13 protein-coding genes are annotated in these 16766 nt (G+C 46.9%); 3 read left to right on the forward strand and 10 right to left on the reverse strand.

Annotation, left to right across the window (positions count from 1 at the left end):
• Positions 1-155: 155 nt before the first annotated feature.
• The 3 genes from FC20_RS02610 to FC20_RS02620 all read right to left on the reverse strand — a co-directional run bounded on the left by FC20_RS02610 (position 156) and on the right by FC20_RS02620 (position 5634).
• Positions 156-2780, reverse strand: coding sequence for a cation-translocating P-type ATPase (locus FC20_RS02610; RefSeq protein ID WP_008462377.1), 2625 nt, complete (start codon positions 2778-2780; stop codon positions 156-158).
• Between the two features lie 174 nt (positions 2781-2954).
• Positions 2955-4721: a hypothetical protein gene (locus tag FC20_RS02615; RefSeq protein ID WP_008462380.1), complete on the reverse strand. Its 1767-nt coding sequence runs from the start codon at positions 4719-4721 to the stop codon at positions 2955-2957.
• A gap of 328 nt (positions 4722-5049) precedes the next feature.
• Positions 5050-5634 (reverse strand): hypothetical protein, encoded by a 585-nt coding sequence (locus tag FC20_RS02620; protein ID WP_008462384.1) that lies wholly within the window; start codon positions 5632-5634, stop codon positions 5050-5052.
• 404 nt (positions 5635-6038) lie between these two features.
• Between FC20_RS02620 and FC20_RS02625 the strand changes: the two genes are divergently transcribed.
• Positions 6039-6650 (forward strand): DedA family protein, encoded by a 612-nt coding sequence (locus tag FC20_RS02625; protein ID WP_008462385.1) that lies wholly within the window; start codon positions 6039-6041, stop codon positions 6648-6650.
• 52 nt (positions 6651-6702) lie between these two features.
• Here FC20_RS02625 and FC20_RS02630 read toward each other — a convergent pair whose 3' ends face one another.
• The 5 genes from FC20_RS02630 to FC20_RS02650 all read right to left on the reverse strand — a co-directional run bounded on the left by FC20_RS02630 (position 6703) and on the right by FC20_RS02650 (position 12468).
• Positions 6703-8562, reverse strand: a complete 1860-nt coding sequence (locus FC20_RS02630; protein WP_008462387.1) for an FtsX-like permease family protein — start codon at positions 8560-8562, stop codon at positions 6703-6705.
• Between the two features lie 16 nt (positions 8563-8578).
• Positions 8579-9331, reverse strand: a complete 753-nt coding sequence (locus tag FC20_RS02635) for an ABC transporter ATP-binding protein (protein ID WP_008462390.1) — start codon at positions 9329-9331, stop codon at positions 8579-8581.
• Positions 9332-9661: 330 nt separating this feature from the next.
• The gene (locus tag FC20_RS02640; RefSeq protein ID WP_008462392.1) at positions 9662-10162 is read right to left on the reverse strand and encodes a hypothetical protein; all 501 of its coding nucleotides are present in this window, start codon (positions 10160-10162) and stop codon (positions 9662-9664) included.
• Between the two features lie 87 nt (positions 10163-10249).
• Complete coding sequence (locus tag FC20_RS02645) at positions 10250-11101, reverse strand: alpha/beta hydrolase (protein ID WP_008462393.1); 852 nt, start codon at positions 11099-11101, stop codon at positions 10250-10252.
• Between the two features lie 323 nt (positions 11102-11424).
• Positions 11425-12468 (reverse strand): zinc-binding dehydrogenase, encoded by a 1044-nt coding sequence (locus tag FC20_RS02650; RefSeq protein WP_008462395.1) that lies wholly within the window; start codon positions 12466-12468, stop codon positions 11425-11427.
• A 179-nt stretch (positions 12469-12647) separates the two neighbouring features.
• Here FC20_RS02650 and FC20_RS02655 point away from each other — a divergent pair, with 179 nt between their 5' ends.
• A complete protein-coding gene (locus FC20_RS02655) occupies positions 12648-13988 on the forward strand; it encodes an MATE family efflux transporter (RefSeq protein WP_008462397.1) in 1341 nt (446 codons plus the stop codon).
• Between the two features lie 131 nt (positions 13989-14119).
• Positions 14120-15118: a D-2-hydroxyacid dehydrogenase gene (locus tag FC20_RS02660; protein ID WP_008462398.1), complete on the forward strand. Its 999-nt coding sequence runs from the start codon at positions 14120-14122 to the stop codon at positions 15116-15118.
• Between the two features lie 90 nt (positions 15119-15208).
• On the opposite strand, the gene FC20_RS02665 is transcribed toward FC20_RS02660, so the two are convergent.
• Together FC20_RS02665 and FC20_RS02670 are read right to left on the reverse strand one after the other, a co-directional pair.
• Positions 15209-15769: a hypothetical protein gene (locus FC20_RS02665; RefSeq protein WP_008462399.1), complete on the reverse strand. Its 561-nt coding sequence runs from the start codon at positions 15767-15769 to the stop codon at positions 15209-15211.
• A gap of 143 nt (positions 15770-15912) precedes the next feature.
• A complete protein-coding gene (locus FC20_RS02670) occupies positions 15913-16689 on the reverse strand; it encodes an alpha/beta hydrolase family protein (protein WP_008462400.1) in 777 nt (258 codons plus the stop codon).
• Positions 16690-16766 lie beyond the last annotated feature (77 nt).

Raw genomic sequence — 16766 nt, forward strand, 5'->3', positions numbered from 1 at the left:
AAATGGTTCCCCCAACCTTTGTTAGCCATGGCCTTTTTAGACAAAATAATTCCCCCAAACTTTGTTAGCCAAAATACCAAAAAGATCATGCAAACTTTGTTGCATGATCTTTTAGCGACTCGATATCTTTTTATAAATATTAATTATTATGCTAATTAGCTCTTTTCACGAATCACTTTCACCGCCTGAATGACCACCGTTGGCAAGAATGCCAGCAAGGCAATCATCCCGACCTGACCTCCTGCAAGCGGCGTTACCGTAAACAGGCTGTGGAGACTTGGGACAAACAGGATCAAGCCCAGTAATAAGCCGCCAGCCACAAAGGCAGCCAAGCTGTACCAGTTATTTTTAAAACCAATCTTGAAAATGCTGTGCTCTGATCGGCAGTTGAAGCCGTGAAAGAGACGTGCAAAGGTCAAGGTTGAAAAGGCCATGGTGCAGGCTACAGCAGAGCTGGTCTTCAGCCCAATCAAGAAGGCCGCAATAACGCTGACCGCAATCAAGGCGCCTTGCACAGTTACCCTAGTTACCATCTGCTTGTTCAAGATCCCTTCCTTAGGGTCACGCGGTGGCCGGTTCAAGATATCGTTAGCCCCGGGTTCCATCCCAATTGCCAGGGCTGGCAGAGAGTCGGTTACCAGGTTGATAAAGAGCAGCTGAACGGCCATAAATGGCACTGGCAAGCCCGCAATTGAGGCAAAGAGCACGGTAATGATGGCTGACAGGTTGCCGGACAAGAGATACATCACGGCATTTTTGATATTTTCGTAAACCGTCCGGCCGTTGGCCACGGCCTTGATGATGGTCGCGAAGTTGTCGTCAGCCAAGATCATGCTGGAGGCATCCTTAGAAACTTCGGTCCCGGTAATCCCCATGGCCACCCCAATGTCCGCCTTCTTCAAGGCTGGGGCGTCGTTCACCCCGTCACCAGTCATAGATACGATCTTGCCCTTTCTTTGCCAGGCGTCAACGATCCGGATTTTGTTTTCAGGAGAAACTCGGGCGTAAACGGAGATTTTTTCAATCTTGTCGTCCAGTTCTTTATCGCTCATGGCGTCAAGTTCTAAGCCAGTTACCGCCAGGTCGCCCTCTGCAAAAATTCCGATCTTCTTAGCAATTGCAACAGCCGTCACCTTGTGGTCACCAGTGATCATCACCGTCTTAATGCCGGCCTTCTTTGCTTGGGCAACGGCAGCAACACTTTCTGGTCGTGGTGGGTCCATTTCAGAAATGAGACCGATAAAAATCAAGCCGTTTTCGGCATCCAGGTTTAGCTCTTCGTCACTTTCCTTGTAGGCAAAGGCCAAAACCCGCAAGCCGCTTTCAGAAAAGGCTTGGTTTTGGTCCAGGATTTGCTGCTTGGCTTCTGCCGTCATCGGCTTGATTTCATCGCCGATCCGGTAGCTGACGCAGCGGTCTAAGAGAACGTCCACCGCCCCCTTGGTAAAGATGGTTGGTACGGTATGGATCAGGTGCTTGGTGGACATGAGCTTGCGGTCCGAGTCAAACGGTACTTCTTCTTGTCGGTCCAAAAAGTCCCGCAAATCGTCCTCGCTTAAGGCAATTTGGTCATCCCCCATATCAATGCCTGGTACCTGGCGGTACATTTCTAAGAGTGCATATTCAGTTGGGTCACCAATCCCCTTGCCATCTGCTTGTAGGCGGGAGTCGTTGTTTAAAACTACGTCGTACAAAAGATAGCGGTGGAGCTGGTTGTCAAGGCGCAACTCGTTAGGCTGTAAGACTTCCCCGCCAATGTAGATATCTTGGACGGTCATCTTGTTTTGGGTCAAAGTCCCTGTCTTGTCAGAGGCAATGACGGAAACTGAGCCCAAGGACTCAACGGCAGCCAGATTTTTAATAATGGCGTGCTGCTTAGCCATCTTTTGGGTCCCCATGGCTTGCACGATGGTGACGATTGAGGAAAGTGCTTCTGGAATAGCGGCCACCGCTAAGGCTACGGCAAAGAGCAAGGCATCCATGAGCGGCTGCCCTCTCCAAATTTGGAGGCCAAAGACCACCAAGCAGATTAACAAGATGGCAGTAGCTAATTTTGATGAAAACTTATCTAAGGACTGCTGGAGAGGGGTCTTCTTTTCCTTGGTGTCGTTCATCAGCTTGGCAATCTTGCCAATTTCAGTACTCATCCCAGTGCCAGTCACTAAGACATTGGCCCGGCCGTAGGTTACCAGAGAACTGGAATAGACCATATTGAGCCGGTCACCCAGGGGCCGTTCTTGGTCAAAATCCATATCGGCCTTGTCAATATTGGTTGATTCCCCGGTCAAGGAGCTTTCGTTGACTTGCAAAGAAAAGTTGTCCAAGATTCGCCCGTCAGCGGTAACCAAGTCCCCGGCTTCAAGCACCAAGATATCGCCTGGCACCAGCTTTTTCGAATCAATTTCCACCTTTTGCCCATCGCGCAAGACCTTGGCGCTTGGTGAAGACAGTGATTTCAAGCTTTCTAGCGACTTCTCGGCCTTCACATGCTGGACCGTCCCCAAGACCGCATTCAAAATTAAAACGGCGATGATGACAATGGTGCTTTCCGCGTCCCCGGTAAAGGCCGAAATCAAGGCGGCGATGATCAAGATGATGACCATCAGGTCTTTGAACTGGTCTAAGAAAACCTGGAAAACGGTCTTTTTCTTCCCTTCTACCAAGGCATTTTCCCCATATTTGGCCAAACGTTCCTTGGCTTCACCGCTACTCAAACCATTAGGGCTTGCCTTGAATTCCTTCAAGACCTCGTCTTTACTTTGCAGATAAAAATCCTTCAAAAAATTCCTCCTAATCTGCCCGGCAATAAAAAAGAGACTATTGCTAGGCTAAAAAAGTCTATACAATAGTCTCACCATTTAAACTCACAGCGGAAATTACTTTCGAGCTTGACGCCATGAGTGCACGTGTAATGCCGGTTACTCCCTACGCATATTTGTATGATAGGCTATAGTTTATCTGAATTCCACCTTGCTTGCAAGTCTTTTGCCAAAAATTAGCCAAATGGCCGCCAGGATATTCAGGAGTAGCGATAAGGCAATTCCAGCCTTGACCCAACAAGGATCGTTAAAGGATAAGATGGCAGTATTCTTCCCCTGCTTGCTCAGCACCGTCGGGCAGCCGACCAGAGACTTCTTATAGTTAGTTACCTTCTTTCCATTCACGGTTAGGCTAGATTGGGCGTAGGTGACCACTGGCAATTGCTGTTTACCTGCTTGCCTTTTGGTCCAAGTCAATTTAATCCGGCCACCACTGATCACAGTCTTTTTTACACCCTGATTTTTCCAAACGACTGAGTTAAAAAAGGAATAGTTAACCTTTTTAGTCGTTGCCTTTTTCTTGACCGCCAGGTAGTCTGGCACAATTTTTTGAGCCTCAAAGATGAAATAGCCCGGGTGATCAGTATGACTGGTATTTTGAACAATTTCAAAATCGTCAGGGTCATTGTCTTCTCCTAAAAAAGTCGTGTGACTCTTTTTAACCCCTGGCATGTAGCCCCAGCCAGAATTGGAGTAGATCTGGTTGTTGACCATCTTGACTCGGCTCCCGGTGAAGAAGATCAGAGAAGCAACTAAGAGTAGCTGAAGCATGGCCTCATCATGCTGCTTGGCCCAAGCAATTAGGTATTCGGCACTGATTCCAGCCCCTAAGAGCAAAAGCGGATATGCAATAGACACCAGTCTTGATGGAAATTGTAGATCTTTTGACAAAAAGCTCGTCTGGAACAATTGCCAAGGAAATAGCTTAGAACTGATGAACAGTAGCAAGAGGCCATATGCCGTAATAGCCAAGTTGAATTTTTGCTTTTTCCGCAAAATAACTGCAGCTGCTGCTTGGAGCAAGAAAAAGAGCAGGACCCAGCGGCTTAAGATGTCTCGGGTATTGGAATCAATCAGCAGTCCGGTTTTAATCGACCTTGACGGCTGGGCCAAGTGCAAGGCATTAGCAATTAGGCTCATGCGCTGGGGCATGTGCAAGAGGTTGGTTTTAGAAATCAACAAAAGCGGCAAGAGCACCTGAAGACTCAGGATAACCGTTACGGCAACTGCCTTGGCAGTATCCAGAATGAACCGCTTCTGCTCTTCGCTTTTACGCAGGCCGTACAGCCAGAAAGGCAAGAAGAGCAGCGAAAGGAGCAGTGCCGTCAAGAGGTGGCTTTCAACGGATATTGTCATTAAGGCCGCTAGTCCAATCCAGGGCAGCTTTTTTTCTTCCAGCATCTTAATGATGACTACCAGCATGTAAGGGGCCAGCATCCCGGTAATGGCCGAATAGTTGCTCCCCATCTGCCAGCGGGGCACCCAGCCCATGGTCATGTAGATAGTGGCAATTAGTGCACCAATCCAAGGTCTCACCTTGGCCTTTTTCAAGGCCCAGTACATGCCGCAGCCTGCCACTAAATAGACTAAAAAGCTCGTGATTACCTGCAGCCGGTACCAGCTCTTGACTGCCAAGAGCAAAGCGCCAAGCAGATAGGTCAAAATCGGGCCATAAACAGCGTTGATCACCCGCCCGCTTTGGTGAAAGGCGTAAATCGACATGAAGTAGCTGAAATTATGATTCTTGATTTGCTGCTCTGCTTCATAAATTTGGTTAAAGTGAAAAATACTGTCTGAACCAATGATCAAGCGTCCTGTCCGCATCTGGATGAAAACAAACTCCATCGCCATCATAGTCAAAAATAAGTACGGCAGCCACTTGGCTAATCTTTGATGATTCATTTACCCTCCTCGGGAATTCCCTTTCAGTAATAAATTACTGTTTTCATCATATACCATTTTCTTCACCTTGTTCATGACTTTTTCACACTTAATCAACATTTTATAAATATTTAAACTATTATTCTCTCAATCCGCATGTTATGAACGCGAATGTAGACCTGGCTGGTCTTGATTTCCCAATGGCCAACTGCCAGCACGGTTAAGAGGCCAAACAGGAAGGTTGCCAAGGTTAGTAAAATCAGGATATTTTTAAGTAGAATGGCAAAATAAAAAAGACGTTCTTCACTTAGAAGAACGTCTCGTTAATCTCTTATTTGTTGTTTAGGAATTAGATAGCCATCTTTACGCTGTCTTCAACTGCGCCAAGTCTAGCCAAAACTACGGCTGGCGTGTTTTCGTTAGCAGCAACAGCTTGCTTGACCAGGCTGAACTGATCCTTAGCTAAATCAGCCAAAACGTCAGCTGGAGTTGCCAGATTTTCTGCCAGATTCTTGCGGACAGCTTGGTTCTTATCCTTAGCTAGTTCACGCAAAACTGCTACATCTTGGCTGACCTTGGCTACCAAAGCACGCAGACTTGCACAGTTGGAGTTAGCCTTAGCACTGATGGCTTCTGCCCACTTGCTCTTTGGTACGATTTGGTCCAGCTTCAGCCATTCAGTGACCTTGCTGTCGCCAAAGTCGGTTACTTCGCCCCAGCCGCTTACTTCGTAGATTACCAGCTTCTTGCTGCTTGGGTATTGGCTGGCGTTGACTGCAGCCTTGGACAAATCTTCAAAGATGCCCACGTAGCGGTTGTGGTAGCTCTTGCCTACGAAGTAGGAGCGACCTTCACGGAAAAGCTTGCCCGTGCTTGCTTCTACTGAAAATACCAGGTAACCCTTAACAGCTTGTTCAATGTTTACTTTAGTCATATTTACCTCTCCTTGGATAAATTTAATGATCCTTAAACGAACGATATTCAATTTTCTTACCTATAAGGTTTGGCTTTTGCTTGGCAAAAGTCCTTTTTAACAGTTTTTTCTACTAAACTTAGGCTGTTTCCGTACAGGTATTGAGATGATTATAGCAGAAAGATTCTCAAAAATGTGCATAAAAATTGTTTTCAGCTAAAAAAATGTCTTCTTTTTACTTTTTAAAGTGCTTAGGTTAGTTTTCTTAAAAATTATCGCTCTTCACTTAAGATGATTAGGTAAACTTTAAGTTAAACAAATCAAACAATTTCTTAAGCTTGCAGCCACTTAATCCTTTAAGTGGTTATTTCTGCTATGCTATTCTGCATAAAAGAAAAATTATTCCATATAACCGAGGTCAACCGATGTTTAACGAAACCATAACCGAGCTGATTTCCAGCTACGGCTACCTGGCCATTGGCGGCTTGATCGCCCTTGAAAATCTCTTTCCCCCGCTTCCATCAGAATTAATCCTAACCTTTGCCGGCTATTTGACATTAACGACTGCCATTACGGTTCCAGGCGCCATCGTTGCTGCCACCATCGGGGCAGTGGCCGGTGCCTTGCTCCTCTATCTGGTTGGAACTTTTTTCAACCGGGAAAAATTGACTGCCTTTGCCCAAAGCAAGGTCGGCAAGGCCTTGGGCCTCAGTCCGGAAAAAGTTGAAAAAGCCGAAAACTATTTTTTAACCCATGGCAAAACCGCAAGCTTCTTTGGTCGCTTTATCCCAGTGGTCCGCAGCCTGATCTCCATCCCAGCCGGGATGAGCCGGTATTCCTTGCCGAAATTCCTCCTCTTCACTAGTTTAGGGACAGCGGTCTGGAACACGGTCTTGATTATGGCGGGCCACTTTGCCGGCAACGCCTACCAGGAATTTTTGCAAGGCTACGAGCAGATCTTCATGCCGGTCGTTTTAGCAATCTTAGTAATCGCTGGTATTATTTATCTCTTGAAGAAAAGAAAAGCTTCCACTTAGCGGAAGCTTTTTTGCATAGATAAAATAATGTAAAATAATTAGTTTTAGATTCTTAATCCTCAATTACCAAGCCTTCATACAGCTTAACCGTGATCAGGTAGTAGACCAAGTAAAGGATGAAAAAGATTACAAAGGGAATCCAGATCTGGCTGTATGGGTTTGGCAGCAGCAGCTTAAAGAACTGGAGACCAAAAAGCACATCGATGGCGCCTAAGAGAGCCGGGGCTAAGAACAAGACGCCAATTTCTTTTCGAAGGGACGCCTTCAGGACGCGCGCCTGCGCCCCAATCTTGTGCAGCATCTCATAGCGGAGCTTGTCGCTAGCCGCACCGGACAGAACCTTGAACATCAAGGTTGAGGCCAGCATCATGAGGAAGGCGAGGCCTAAAAAGAAGCCCATGAATTCAAAGCCAGAGCACATGGAGGCTACTAATTGGTAACTAACCGGCTTGGTCATTTCTAGGAGCAAATATTCGTTGCTGCCCTCTTTGTAGCGCTTTTCCTGTTTTTGGGTAATCTTGAATAAGGCTTGAGCCTTTTGGGCAAAATTATTCACCTTGTAAAAGGTAACAGTTTGACTTTGAGCCTTGATTTTGGCAAAGGCGGCACTGTCCAAAGCAACAGCCCTAGAGGCAGTTTGAGAGAAAAGCTGGGCCGCACTATAAGAAGCCATCAAGCCCTGCTTGGCTGCTTTTTCCGTTAATTGGTCTGCCTTCACCGTTACCGTCTCATAAAGACCGGATTGAGTTCTTGATTCCGACTTTTTGCTAGACAAATTCTTAATGTAACGCTTAATCTTGAGCGGGTTCTGTTCAACTTCGGCCTTTAACAAGTAAATTCGGGCATTGTTGCTATCATACTTATATGTGTAACTAGCTTGAGCTTTGCCGCCAAGCTTTTCGATCTGCTTATTAGCAGTTTGGTCATTATTTAAGATGATTGCATCGTAATACTGACTGTCAGTCAGGGCGTCTTTTAGGCTATTAAAGTTCAGCCCAACCGTAATGGCTCCCAGGGCCAGGGCAAACATGATGGAAATTGCTGACAAGATTCGGGTATAGTCGTGCAAGCGGAACTTGAGCTGTCCCAGGGTAAAGGGCCGCATGCCCTGGTAAAAGAATTTTTTCTGTTTCCGCAAAAAGTCAATAATGTTGATAAAGGTAGCTGAAATTAGGAAGTAGCTGCCAAGAACAATGGTCACCAAGGCAATTGGCAAGGCTTTTAACACCAGTTTTTCAACATTAGCCATGGCCAAGTAGCCAATCGCCAAAAGGATCAGACCAGCGATCCCTTCGATCGCCCGCAAGACGGGACGGTTCTTGATCTGGCTAGGCTTTTGGTCATCTTTTAAGAGCTTGATCACTGCCGTCTTGGTCAGCTTAGCCGCATTCCACAAAGCTGCCAGGAAAAAAAGCGCCGTGAAAAAGGCAAGCGTCCAGAGTAAGGCTGGCAGGTAAAGCGGATTGAAGTGCTTTAAAGTTAGGCCTAGCTGGGCGACCATCAGGCCCGACACCAGCTTGGTTAAGATGATCCCTAAGATCAAGCCAATCCCAGTTGCCAAAAAGCCAGTAACCAGGGTTTCCAGAAAGATCAGCTGGCCAATCTTAGAAGCTTGCGCCCCCAGCATCATGTACATGCCGTAGTCGCGCTTGCGCATGCTGAGCAAAAAGCCATTAGCATAAAATAAGTAAACCAAGGTCAAGATGGCCAAAAGGACCGTTCCAAAGCCAAAGGTAACCGTAGTCGTTTGGGCACTGATCAAGCCGCCACCACTGCTTTTCAGAAATTGCGGGTTAGTGGCCAGACTCAAAAACATATAAAAGATCATGCTGGCGGCTGCGAGACCGGAGAAAAGAACCGTATAGTCCTTTAGCCGGCTCTTTACCCCAGTAAGCGATAATTTAAATAACATACTCTCCTGCCCTTTCTTAGTCTTCTATTTCTCCCAAATCAGCGATCAGCTTCTTGTAAAAGTCCTGTCGGGACAAATCGCCCTTCTTGACCTCTTTGCCGATGATCCCATCTTGGATAAAAAGAATGCGGTCAGCAAAAGAAGAAGAAAATGGGTCGTGGGTCACCATCAAAATGGAAACCTGGTCGCGGCGATTTAACAGTTCCATGGTGTCCAGCATGGCGCGAGAAGACTTAGAGTCAAGCGCCCCAGTAGGCTCGTCAGCCAGCAGGATGGCAGGTTCATGAACCAGGGCCCGGGCAGCGGCCACCCGCTGCTTTTGCCCGCCAGAAATAGCTGCTGGGTACTTATCAAGCAGGTCTTGGATGTTCAGCTTTCCAGCAATTTGCTCAACCAAGGGATCGATCCGGTTAGTGGATAGGCCTTGCAAAGTCAGGGGCAGAGCAATATTCTCTCTAGCAGTTAGGTTGTCCAGCAAGTTGAATTCCTGGAAGATAAAGCCAATTTCCTTAGCCCGGAAGTTAGCCAGCTTCTTTTTATTGAGGCGGGTAATGTCGTGGCCGTTAACCAGGACTTCTCCGCTCGTTGCCTGATCAAGGGTTGACAAGATATTCAACAGAGTTGACTTACCAGAACCCGACGCCCCCATGATAGCGACGAATTCACCCTTTTCCACCGTGAAGCTAACTCCCTTTAAGGCTTGGTACTGCTTTTCCCCCTTCTTACCGTAAGTTTTGGTAACGCTAGTAACTTTCATTACCTCTTCCATATGTGTCCTCATTTCTATTCCGTAGTATCTAGTATTTAGTAATCAGTGTACTATGATTAGTGATACACTTAGTATAGCAGTTGGGATTAAGTTGTCAACAAGGATTTTTTGAAAAAATAAAAACTGAGAAGCATAGCTCCCCAGTTTCAAGGCGATGATTACTGCATTCCCAGCTGCTCCAGGTCATTCTGGTCCAGCAAAATATTGTCTTCCACAATGTTATAAAGGTGATTTTTCAAATTTTTTAATATTGCTCCAATTCTACCAGATTAGACCGACAAAAAGAAAGCAAAGACACTCAAAAAGGCGACCTAATAGGTCGCCTTTTCTTTAATAGTCAAAGAAGAAGTCACTGTCATCATCAAAGTTGTTAAACTGGGCCATTTCTTCTAGCCAGTATTCCTTGTTGTCCTTGACCATTTCCAGGAATTCTTGATATTCCACCTTTTCAATCACGCCCTTGTCCAGCATTAGCTTGAAAAAGCGCTTGAGACCGGCAATGGTGTCCTTGACGGTGCTTTCGTCGCTGTACATCAGGTGGCTCGGCATCCAGGAGAAGAAGCTGTTCAAGTTGTCAACGTCGCAGCCCTCACCCGGGCCTTCACCTAGCCGCAGAGCCAAGAAGTCATTTAAGTAAACTTCGACATTTGACAAGTGCTTACGGACGGTTTTCTCCGTAAACTTTGCTTCCAGCTCTCTAGTAAACATTTCAAGGCAATCCTTGTTGTCCAGCAAGATCTGCCCAAATTCCGGACTATCTTCGATAATCGGACCATAATTGTCCTCAAAATCGATGTACTTGTCCAAGTGATAGTTTTTAAATTTAGCCATCGCTCTTACCCCACTTCTTGCCAAAAGCTGCTCTTTTTGAGACCAAAGGTTTTCAGCTTAATTTTAGCATTTTTAGCAAAAAATAGCTTATTTGCCCCACAAAAACTTGATCAAGACCTTGTCAACTTTAGGATTTTCGTGGAGCTTGGAGTGCTGGGCCATTTTACCAGTAAATTTAACCACCTTGTAAGACTTGGCCCGGTCTGCTACTAGGTATTTTAAAGTAAGGGAAGAGATGTTTTCAACTGTTCCATCTGTCCCATGGCCCTTGTCGCCAATGATGTTCAAAACGCTAACTTGACCTTTTGGATAAGTTTTGCGGACGCCAGTCATTTCTTTATAAGTAGAATTCATCTTGTTAGGCTTGCCGTTTTTGTCCAGCTTAAGACCAGCTGGCTGGCGAGTCGCTGCCGGCAGTCCTTCAAAGTTCAGCCCATCAAAGTGTCCAGCCATGTCCACTTGTTTGACTAGCTTTGGCATCTTCTTGTTTTGGCCATTTTGCAGCATATAGTAGATGATGGAAACATTGCCTTGGGAGTGACCAACCATATTCATCTTCTTGATGCCGTAGCGCTTTTGCAGCTTTTTAACAACATTAGTCGCATATTGGCCTAAAAGCTCGTAGTTTTGAGAGCGGTTATTGTCATAGCCCACTTCCACCACGGGATTTTTGGCATCCTTTTTCCAGGTGCCGTAAAGAGTGACCTTGCCCGACTTGGCTACCTGCGCCCGGATAACAGAGTCGACAGCGCCGGCCTTTTTAGCGGCATTCACCATGTGCTCTTCAGCGTGGTAGCTGGACCCATAGCCATGGAAGAAGATGGTCGGGGTGCCGGTAACGACGGTCTTTTTGGTACTAGTGTCAGCTTGACTAGAGCAGGCCGTTAAAAAGAGGCTGGCAATAGCCAATATACCTAAAAGTACTTTTTTCTTTTTCATTTGATTTTTCCCTTCACTATACAGATTAGCTTTTATTTTATTGTATTACTTAAAGTGAGCTTTAAGTCAATGCTTTTAACGTCCCTTATGCCTTCCAGGATGATCTCTGGACCAAGAACAGTGCCTGGGCGGTAGCACAAGCCAATAACTACATGGGCCACCCAAAAGTTATGAAACTTAGTCCAGCTGACTCCACCATGCTCAATCTGATGAAGTCCAAGCTTACCCACTAATTTGAATCGTAAAAGCAAAGATCCGAATCAATGATTCGGATCTTTTTTACTTCTATAACTCAAATTATTTCAATATTTACACTTGTTCTTTTAGTCCACAACAACATAAGACTTGATGGTCTTGCGGTCAGCCATGTCCCGGTAAGCTTGGTTGATGTCATCCAGCTTGTAGGTCTTGGTGAAGACCTTGCCAGGGTTGATGTCGCCGTCCAAAACCGCCTTCAGCAAAAGCTGCTTGTCGTAAGTCGTAACGCTGGCACTGCCGCCGGCAACTGAGATGTTGTGGGAGAACAGCATCCCCATGTTTAAGCCATCTTCGTGTGGCGCGCCCACGTAGCCAACCCGGCCGCCCTTGTGCAAAACGCCCAAGGCTTGGTCCATAGCTGCTTGAGAGCCCACGCACTCTAAAGCAGCATCCGCGCCGCCACCCAAGATTTCCTTGACCTTGGCAATCCCGTCTTCGCCTCTTTCAGCGACAAAGGCCGTTGCCCCTGATTCCAGAGCCATCTGCTGGCGGTCTTCATGCCGGCTCATGATCACGATTTGGGAAGCCCCGCGCATCTTAGCCGCAATGACAGCGCATTGGCCAACTGCCCCATCACCAATGACCACGACCTTGTCGCCGGGCTGAACGTTAGCAGACCGAGCAGCGTGGTAGCCAGTCGCCATAACGTCAGCCAAAGTCAAGAGATTCTTCAGCATCCCTTCGGTGTAGTCTTCTGGCTTGCCTGGTACCTTAACCAAGGCCCAGTTGCCGTATGGGAAGCGGATGTATTCACTTTGTGACCCATTGCCCCAGTTGGAGTAGCCTGGGTGGTTGTCGCAAGTCCCGTCATAGCCAGCTAGGCAGGCTGCACAGTGGCCGCAGCCGTGGGTAAAGGGCACAATGACGAAGTCGCCCTTCTTTACCGTCGTAATGGCGCTGCCTGTTTCTTCCACAATTCCAATTGCTTCGTGGCCATCGTTGACGGAGTGCTTTTCCTTGGCATCGCCAGCTGAATAGGCCCACAGGTCTGACCCGCAGACGCAGGTTCTCACCACCTTGATGATGACGTCTTCTGGATCTTGAATGGTCGGCATTGCCACGTCTTCAACTTCAACCTTGCCTGCTTCTTCAAATACCGCTGCTTTCATGTTTTCCCTCCTGTAAAAATCTATTGATCAATTACTTGCAATTCTTTTCAACTTACAAGCTCATTCTAATACTTAAAGCTAAGTTTAAGTCAAGATTTTTTTGAAAAGTCTATCCTTTAATATTTAGTCAACTATGTTAGAATTGGTTAGATATTCAATGTTTTAGGAGAAAATAGAAAATGGATGAACTCTTTGCCAAGGCTCCAGTGAAGAAGGTCTACTTTCAGCTGTCCTTGCCCCTGGTCTTAGCCATGATTACCTCGATGATCTACAACCTGGCCGATACCTTCTTCGTTGCCCAAACCGGCGACACCAAGCTCGTAGCCGGCGTTACCGTTGGCGCGCCGCTCTTTACTTTTTTGATCGCCATCTCGGATATTTTTGGTCTTGGCGGGTCTTCACTCGTTTCCCGCCTCTATGGCAAAAAAGACTTCGCTTTAAGCAAGCGGGTTTCCAGTTTTTGCCAGTATGCCGGGATTATTTCTGGCCTTTTAACCACGGCCCTCATGCTGGCCTTTGAAAAGCCGATCCTGGGCTTCTTAGGGGCCAAGCCTGCCACCTACCAAGCAGCCAGCGACTTTTACCAGGCCATCGCTCTTGGCGCCGTCTTTATCGTTTATTCAGTAATTCCGCAAAACTTGATCCGGACCGAAGGCCTGGCTAAAGAATCGATGGTAACCACCTTGGTCGGCACCATTACCGCCATCATCTTAGACCCCATCTTCCTCTTTGTTTTCAAGATGGGGGCCTGGGGCGTAGGGATTGCCAACGTGATCGGCTATGCCGTAACTTCTTTCATGCTGGTTTACTACGTCAATAAAAAGGCCCGCTACATCACCTTGAATCCCAAGTTGGTCAAAATCAATGGCGCCAGCATCAAGGAGATCATGGAGATCGGGATTCCCGGATCAATTACGAATTTTGCCCAAAGCTTTGGCATGGCCCTGTTAACTTCTTCTTTAGCTGGCTATGGAGCTAGCCGGGTCGCGGCACTTGGTATTACCCAGAAGATTTATAATATCGTTGTTTTAGTCATGGTCGGCTTTGCCTTTGGGTCCCAGCCGCTGATTGGCTACAACTACGGGGCCAAGAACTGGGAACGGCTAAAAGCAATCCTTCGCTTTGACATGCTGGTTGAAGTTGTCTATGCCGTGATTTCAGTTGCGATCTTGCTTATTTTTGCCCACCCAATTGCGGCCCTCTTTATGAACAAGCCGGCCATTATTACTAGCACCTCTTACATGCTCTTGGCCACCTTGATCACTACGCCCTTGGTCGGCTTAATCCTGGTTTACACCACTGTCTTTCAGTCTACCGGCAACGGCTTTGCAGCCTTAATCATGGCCCTGTCAAGACAAGGCGTGATCTACTTCTTTGCCTTAGAGCTATTAAAAAATGCTGCCGGCTATCACGGTATCCTCTGGGCCCAAGCGGTCAGTGACGTCCTCACTTGTCTAATCGGCTACGCCCTTTACCGGAAAAATCTCAACTTCAAGAAACTAGAAAAGCCATCAGCTTAAGCTGATGGCTTTATTCTTTTGGCTGAAGTCCATTTTCGCCAGTTTCAAGGCAGGAAAAAGCCCTTTCTAATAGTTTTCTTTTTTACTACAATAGACTTGGAAAACAAAGCAAAAGTTAAAGGAGCAAATTTATGAAAATAGCAATGTACAATGTCGCTCCCATTGAAGTTGACCATATCAACGAATGGGTTGCAAAGAATCATGTCGAAGTCGTAACAACCGACAAGCCATTAACCGCTGAAACCGTCTCTTTGGCAGAAGGCTGCACCAGCGTTTCCTTAAAGCCACTTGGGCCGATTGCTGAAGAAGAAGTCTACAAGAAATTGCACGAATACGGGGTTAAGTGCATTGGCCTCCGGATTGTCGGCTTTAACACCATCAACTTTGACTATACGAAAAAGTATGACCTCTTGGTCACCAACGTGCCCGTTTACTCCCCGCGCGCCATTGCTGAAATGACGGTTACCCAAGCCATGTACCTGCTTAGAAAGATCGGGATCTTCAAGTACCGGATGGACCATGACCACGACTTCACCTGGCCAGCCGACATGATCAGCAACGAAATTTACAACCTGACGGTCGGTTTGATCGGGGTTGGTCACATCGGCTCCGCGGTTGCCCAAATCTTCAGCGCCATGGGCGCCAAGGTCATCGCTTACGATGTCGCCTACAACCCAGAATTTGAGCCATTTTTGACCTATACCGACTTTGACACGGTCTTAAAAGAAGCAGACATTATCTCCCTCCACACCCCACTTTTCCCATCAACGGAAAAGATGATCGGCGAAGCCCAATTCAAGGAAATGAAGAATTCCGCCTACCTGATCAACTGTGCCCGGGGCGAACTGGTTGATACTGAGGCCCTGATCAAGGCCCTGCAAAGCGGTGAAATTGCCGGTGCCGGTCTTGACACCCTGGCCGGAGAAAGCAGCTACTTTAGCCACAAGGGGATCAGCGATGACGAGATTCCCGAAGACTTCAAGACTCTCTCCAAGATGCCAAATGTTGTCATCACCCCGCACGCTGCCTTTTACACCACCACGTCAATCCGCAACATGGTGCAAATGTGCCTCGATGACCAAGTGAAGATCGCTAATGGTCAGCGCGTCAGAACCATTGTAAATGGGTAAATCGATCAAAACTAAGACAAAAGCCACTGGAATCGTTCCAGTGGCTTTTTGCTAGTAAAGTAATGTAATTGTTGGAGATTAGCGAAAAAATTAGTCTTGGGCAGCTTCAATCTTGCCGGCAGCAATTGGCAAGGTGGTGTTAGCGCTGTAGCACATCACTTCCCCGGCCACCGTATCTGGGAGGGCCAGAGAGTCAGGGATGCCGTGAACGTAGACAACCCGCTTGTCTAATTGCAGGTCTTCTGAGCCGAAGGCTTCCTTGAACTTAGCTTGCAGCTTGTCCAGCGGCACATCCTTTTCGTATTCATAGTGGCCGTTTGCGTCAGCAACTGGGTAGCCATCGTGAGGGATGTTCATTTCGTGCGGTGCATCGTCAAATGGCACCATGGTGGTACCGGAAACTGGTTCAGTTTCGATCAAGTCGATGTAACCATCCAAGTTGGTGTCTTGTTCAATAGTTGGCACTGATGCTTCCTTACCATCTGGGAAGCCATGAAAGTGTTCCCAGTGTTCAATGTTTTCTGGAGTGTCGAACATTTCCACCTTGATGTGCAGATTGTTGCCTTCCACCGTAAATTCAGCTTGGCCGTGAGCTTCGTAGCCAATCTTCAGGGCGTTCAATGGTTCAATTTTTGCAATATATTTTTTCATGTTAGTTTTCCTTTCCACTATTGCTTTATTTATGTAATCATTATAGTGAGAAAGAATCTAACAAAAAATGATCTATATCAAGAAATAATTTTTTTATAAAAAAAGCTTCTACTTAGTTACTTCGACCCTAAGGATCTCGCTTACTATAACTGTTTCTCTAAAAATTTCTTTACTGTACAAGTAGCCTCATCTAGCTGCCCATCCCCAGTATAGTTGTGGTCAGCCCCAGCAATTGGCACAAAAGTGAAGTCGCCAGTTGCCTTCCGCTCCATCCCGGCCAGCATCTTGGCGTAGTCAAATGGTACAGTTTGGTCGCTCGTCCCGTGGATCAGGCAAACCGGCCCATGGTAACTGGCCACTGCTCGTTCTAGGGGAAGCAGCCGCAGGGTTAAAAAGAATTCTGGCTTCAGCTTACGACTTTTCCTTGGCAATAAATATTCGTCTTCCATCTGCTCAGGGTTAAACTTGACGCCAAACAGCTCTCCTTTTCGGGCACCATAAACTTCCACTGTAGCTGGTGACAAGGGAATGAGACCTGCGATCTCTCCTGGCAGCATCCCGGCTGTCATCAAAGCGGTCAGCCCGCCTTGGGAGTGCCCGGCCAAAAAGATTTTGTCAACGAATGGGAGCTTTTTAGCATAAGCCACAAGCTCCATGGCTTGGTTCAGCCACTTTAAGATCGTATGGTCGGCAAAATTGCCACCGCTGGCCCCGTGCCCGTATAGGTCCACCCGCAAGGCCGCATAGCCGGCACGATTAGCAGCATCTTTAACTGCCACAATATGCCGCTCCTCCATCTGGCCGGTAAAGCCGTGAAAAATAATCAAGAGCGGATAGCTATCCCGTTTACTTTTAGGAAAGTCCAACTTAGCATGGACCGGCATCCCGTCACAATCGATAAAATATTCCTTATTGTCCATTTTTTTCACACTCTTAGTAAAGTATTTACTACAACTTTACCACATTTTGCAAAGTCCCTCTTTTACTAAATAAAAGT

Origin of the sequence: Lactobacillus equicursoris DSM 19284 = JCM 14600 = CIP 110162, assembly GCF_001434815.1 — a bacterium.
Taxonomy (GTDB): domain Bacteria; phylum Bacillota; class Bacilli; order Lactobacillales; family Lactobacillaceae; genus Lactobacillus; species Lactobacillus equicursoris.

What these genes read in the sequence shown, in the direction of transcription:
- FC20_RS02660 (WP_008462398.1), top strand. Translation starts at nt 14,120, where the DNA reads ATGAAAATAGCAATGTACAATGTCGCTCCCATTGAAGTTGACCATATC.
- FC20_RS02625 (WP_008462385.1), top strand. Translation starts at nt 6,039, where the DNA reads ATGTTTAACGAAACCATAACCGAGCTGATTTCCAGCTACGGCTACCTG.
- FC20_RS02655 (WP_008462397.1), top strand. Translation starts at nt 12,648, where the DNA reads ATGGATGAACTCTTTGCCAAGGCTCCAGTGAAGAAGGTCTACTTTCAG.
- FC20_RS02640 (WP_008462392.1), bottom strand. Translation starts at nt 10,162, where the DNA reads ATGGCTAAATTTAAAAACTATCACTTGGACAAGTACATCGATTTTGAG.
- FC20_RS02670 (WP_008462400.1), bottom strand. Translation starts at nt 16,689, where the DNA reads ATGGACAATAAGGAATATTTTATCGATTGTGACGGGATGCCGGTCCAT.
- FC20_RS02665 (WP_008462399.1), bottom strand. Translation starts at nt 15,769, where the DNA reads ATGAAAAAATATATTGCAAAAATTGAACCATTGAACGCCCTGAAGATT.
- FC20_RS02615 (WP_008462380.1), bottom strand. Translation starts at nt 4,721, where the DNA reads ATGAATCATCAAAGATTAGCCAAGTGGCTGCCGTACTTATTTTTGACT.
- FC20_RS02630 (WP_008462387.1), bottom strand. Translation starts at nt 8,562, where the DNA reads ATGTTATTTAAATTATCGCTTACTGGGGTAAAGAGCCGGCTAAAGGAC.
- FC20_RS02635 (WP_008462390.1), bottom strand. Translation starts at nt 9,331, where the DNA reads ATGGAAGAGGTAATGAAAGTTACTAGCGTTACCAAAACTTACGGTAAG.
- FC20_RS02650 (WP_008462395.1), bottom strand. Translation starts at nt 12,468, where the DNA reads ATGAAAGCAGCGGTATTTGAAGAAGCAGGCAAGGTTGAAGTTGAAGAC.
- FC20_RS02620 (WP_008462384.1), bottom strand. Translation starts at nt 5,634, where the DNA reads ATGACTAAAGTAAACATTGAACAAGCTGTTAAGGGTTACCTGGTATTT.
- FC20_RS02645 (WP_008462393.1), bottom strand. Translation starts at nt 11,101, where the DNA reads ATGAAAAAGAAAAAAGTACTTTTAGGTATATTGGCTATTGCCAGCCTC.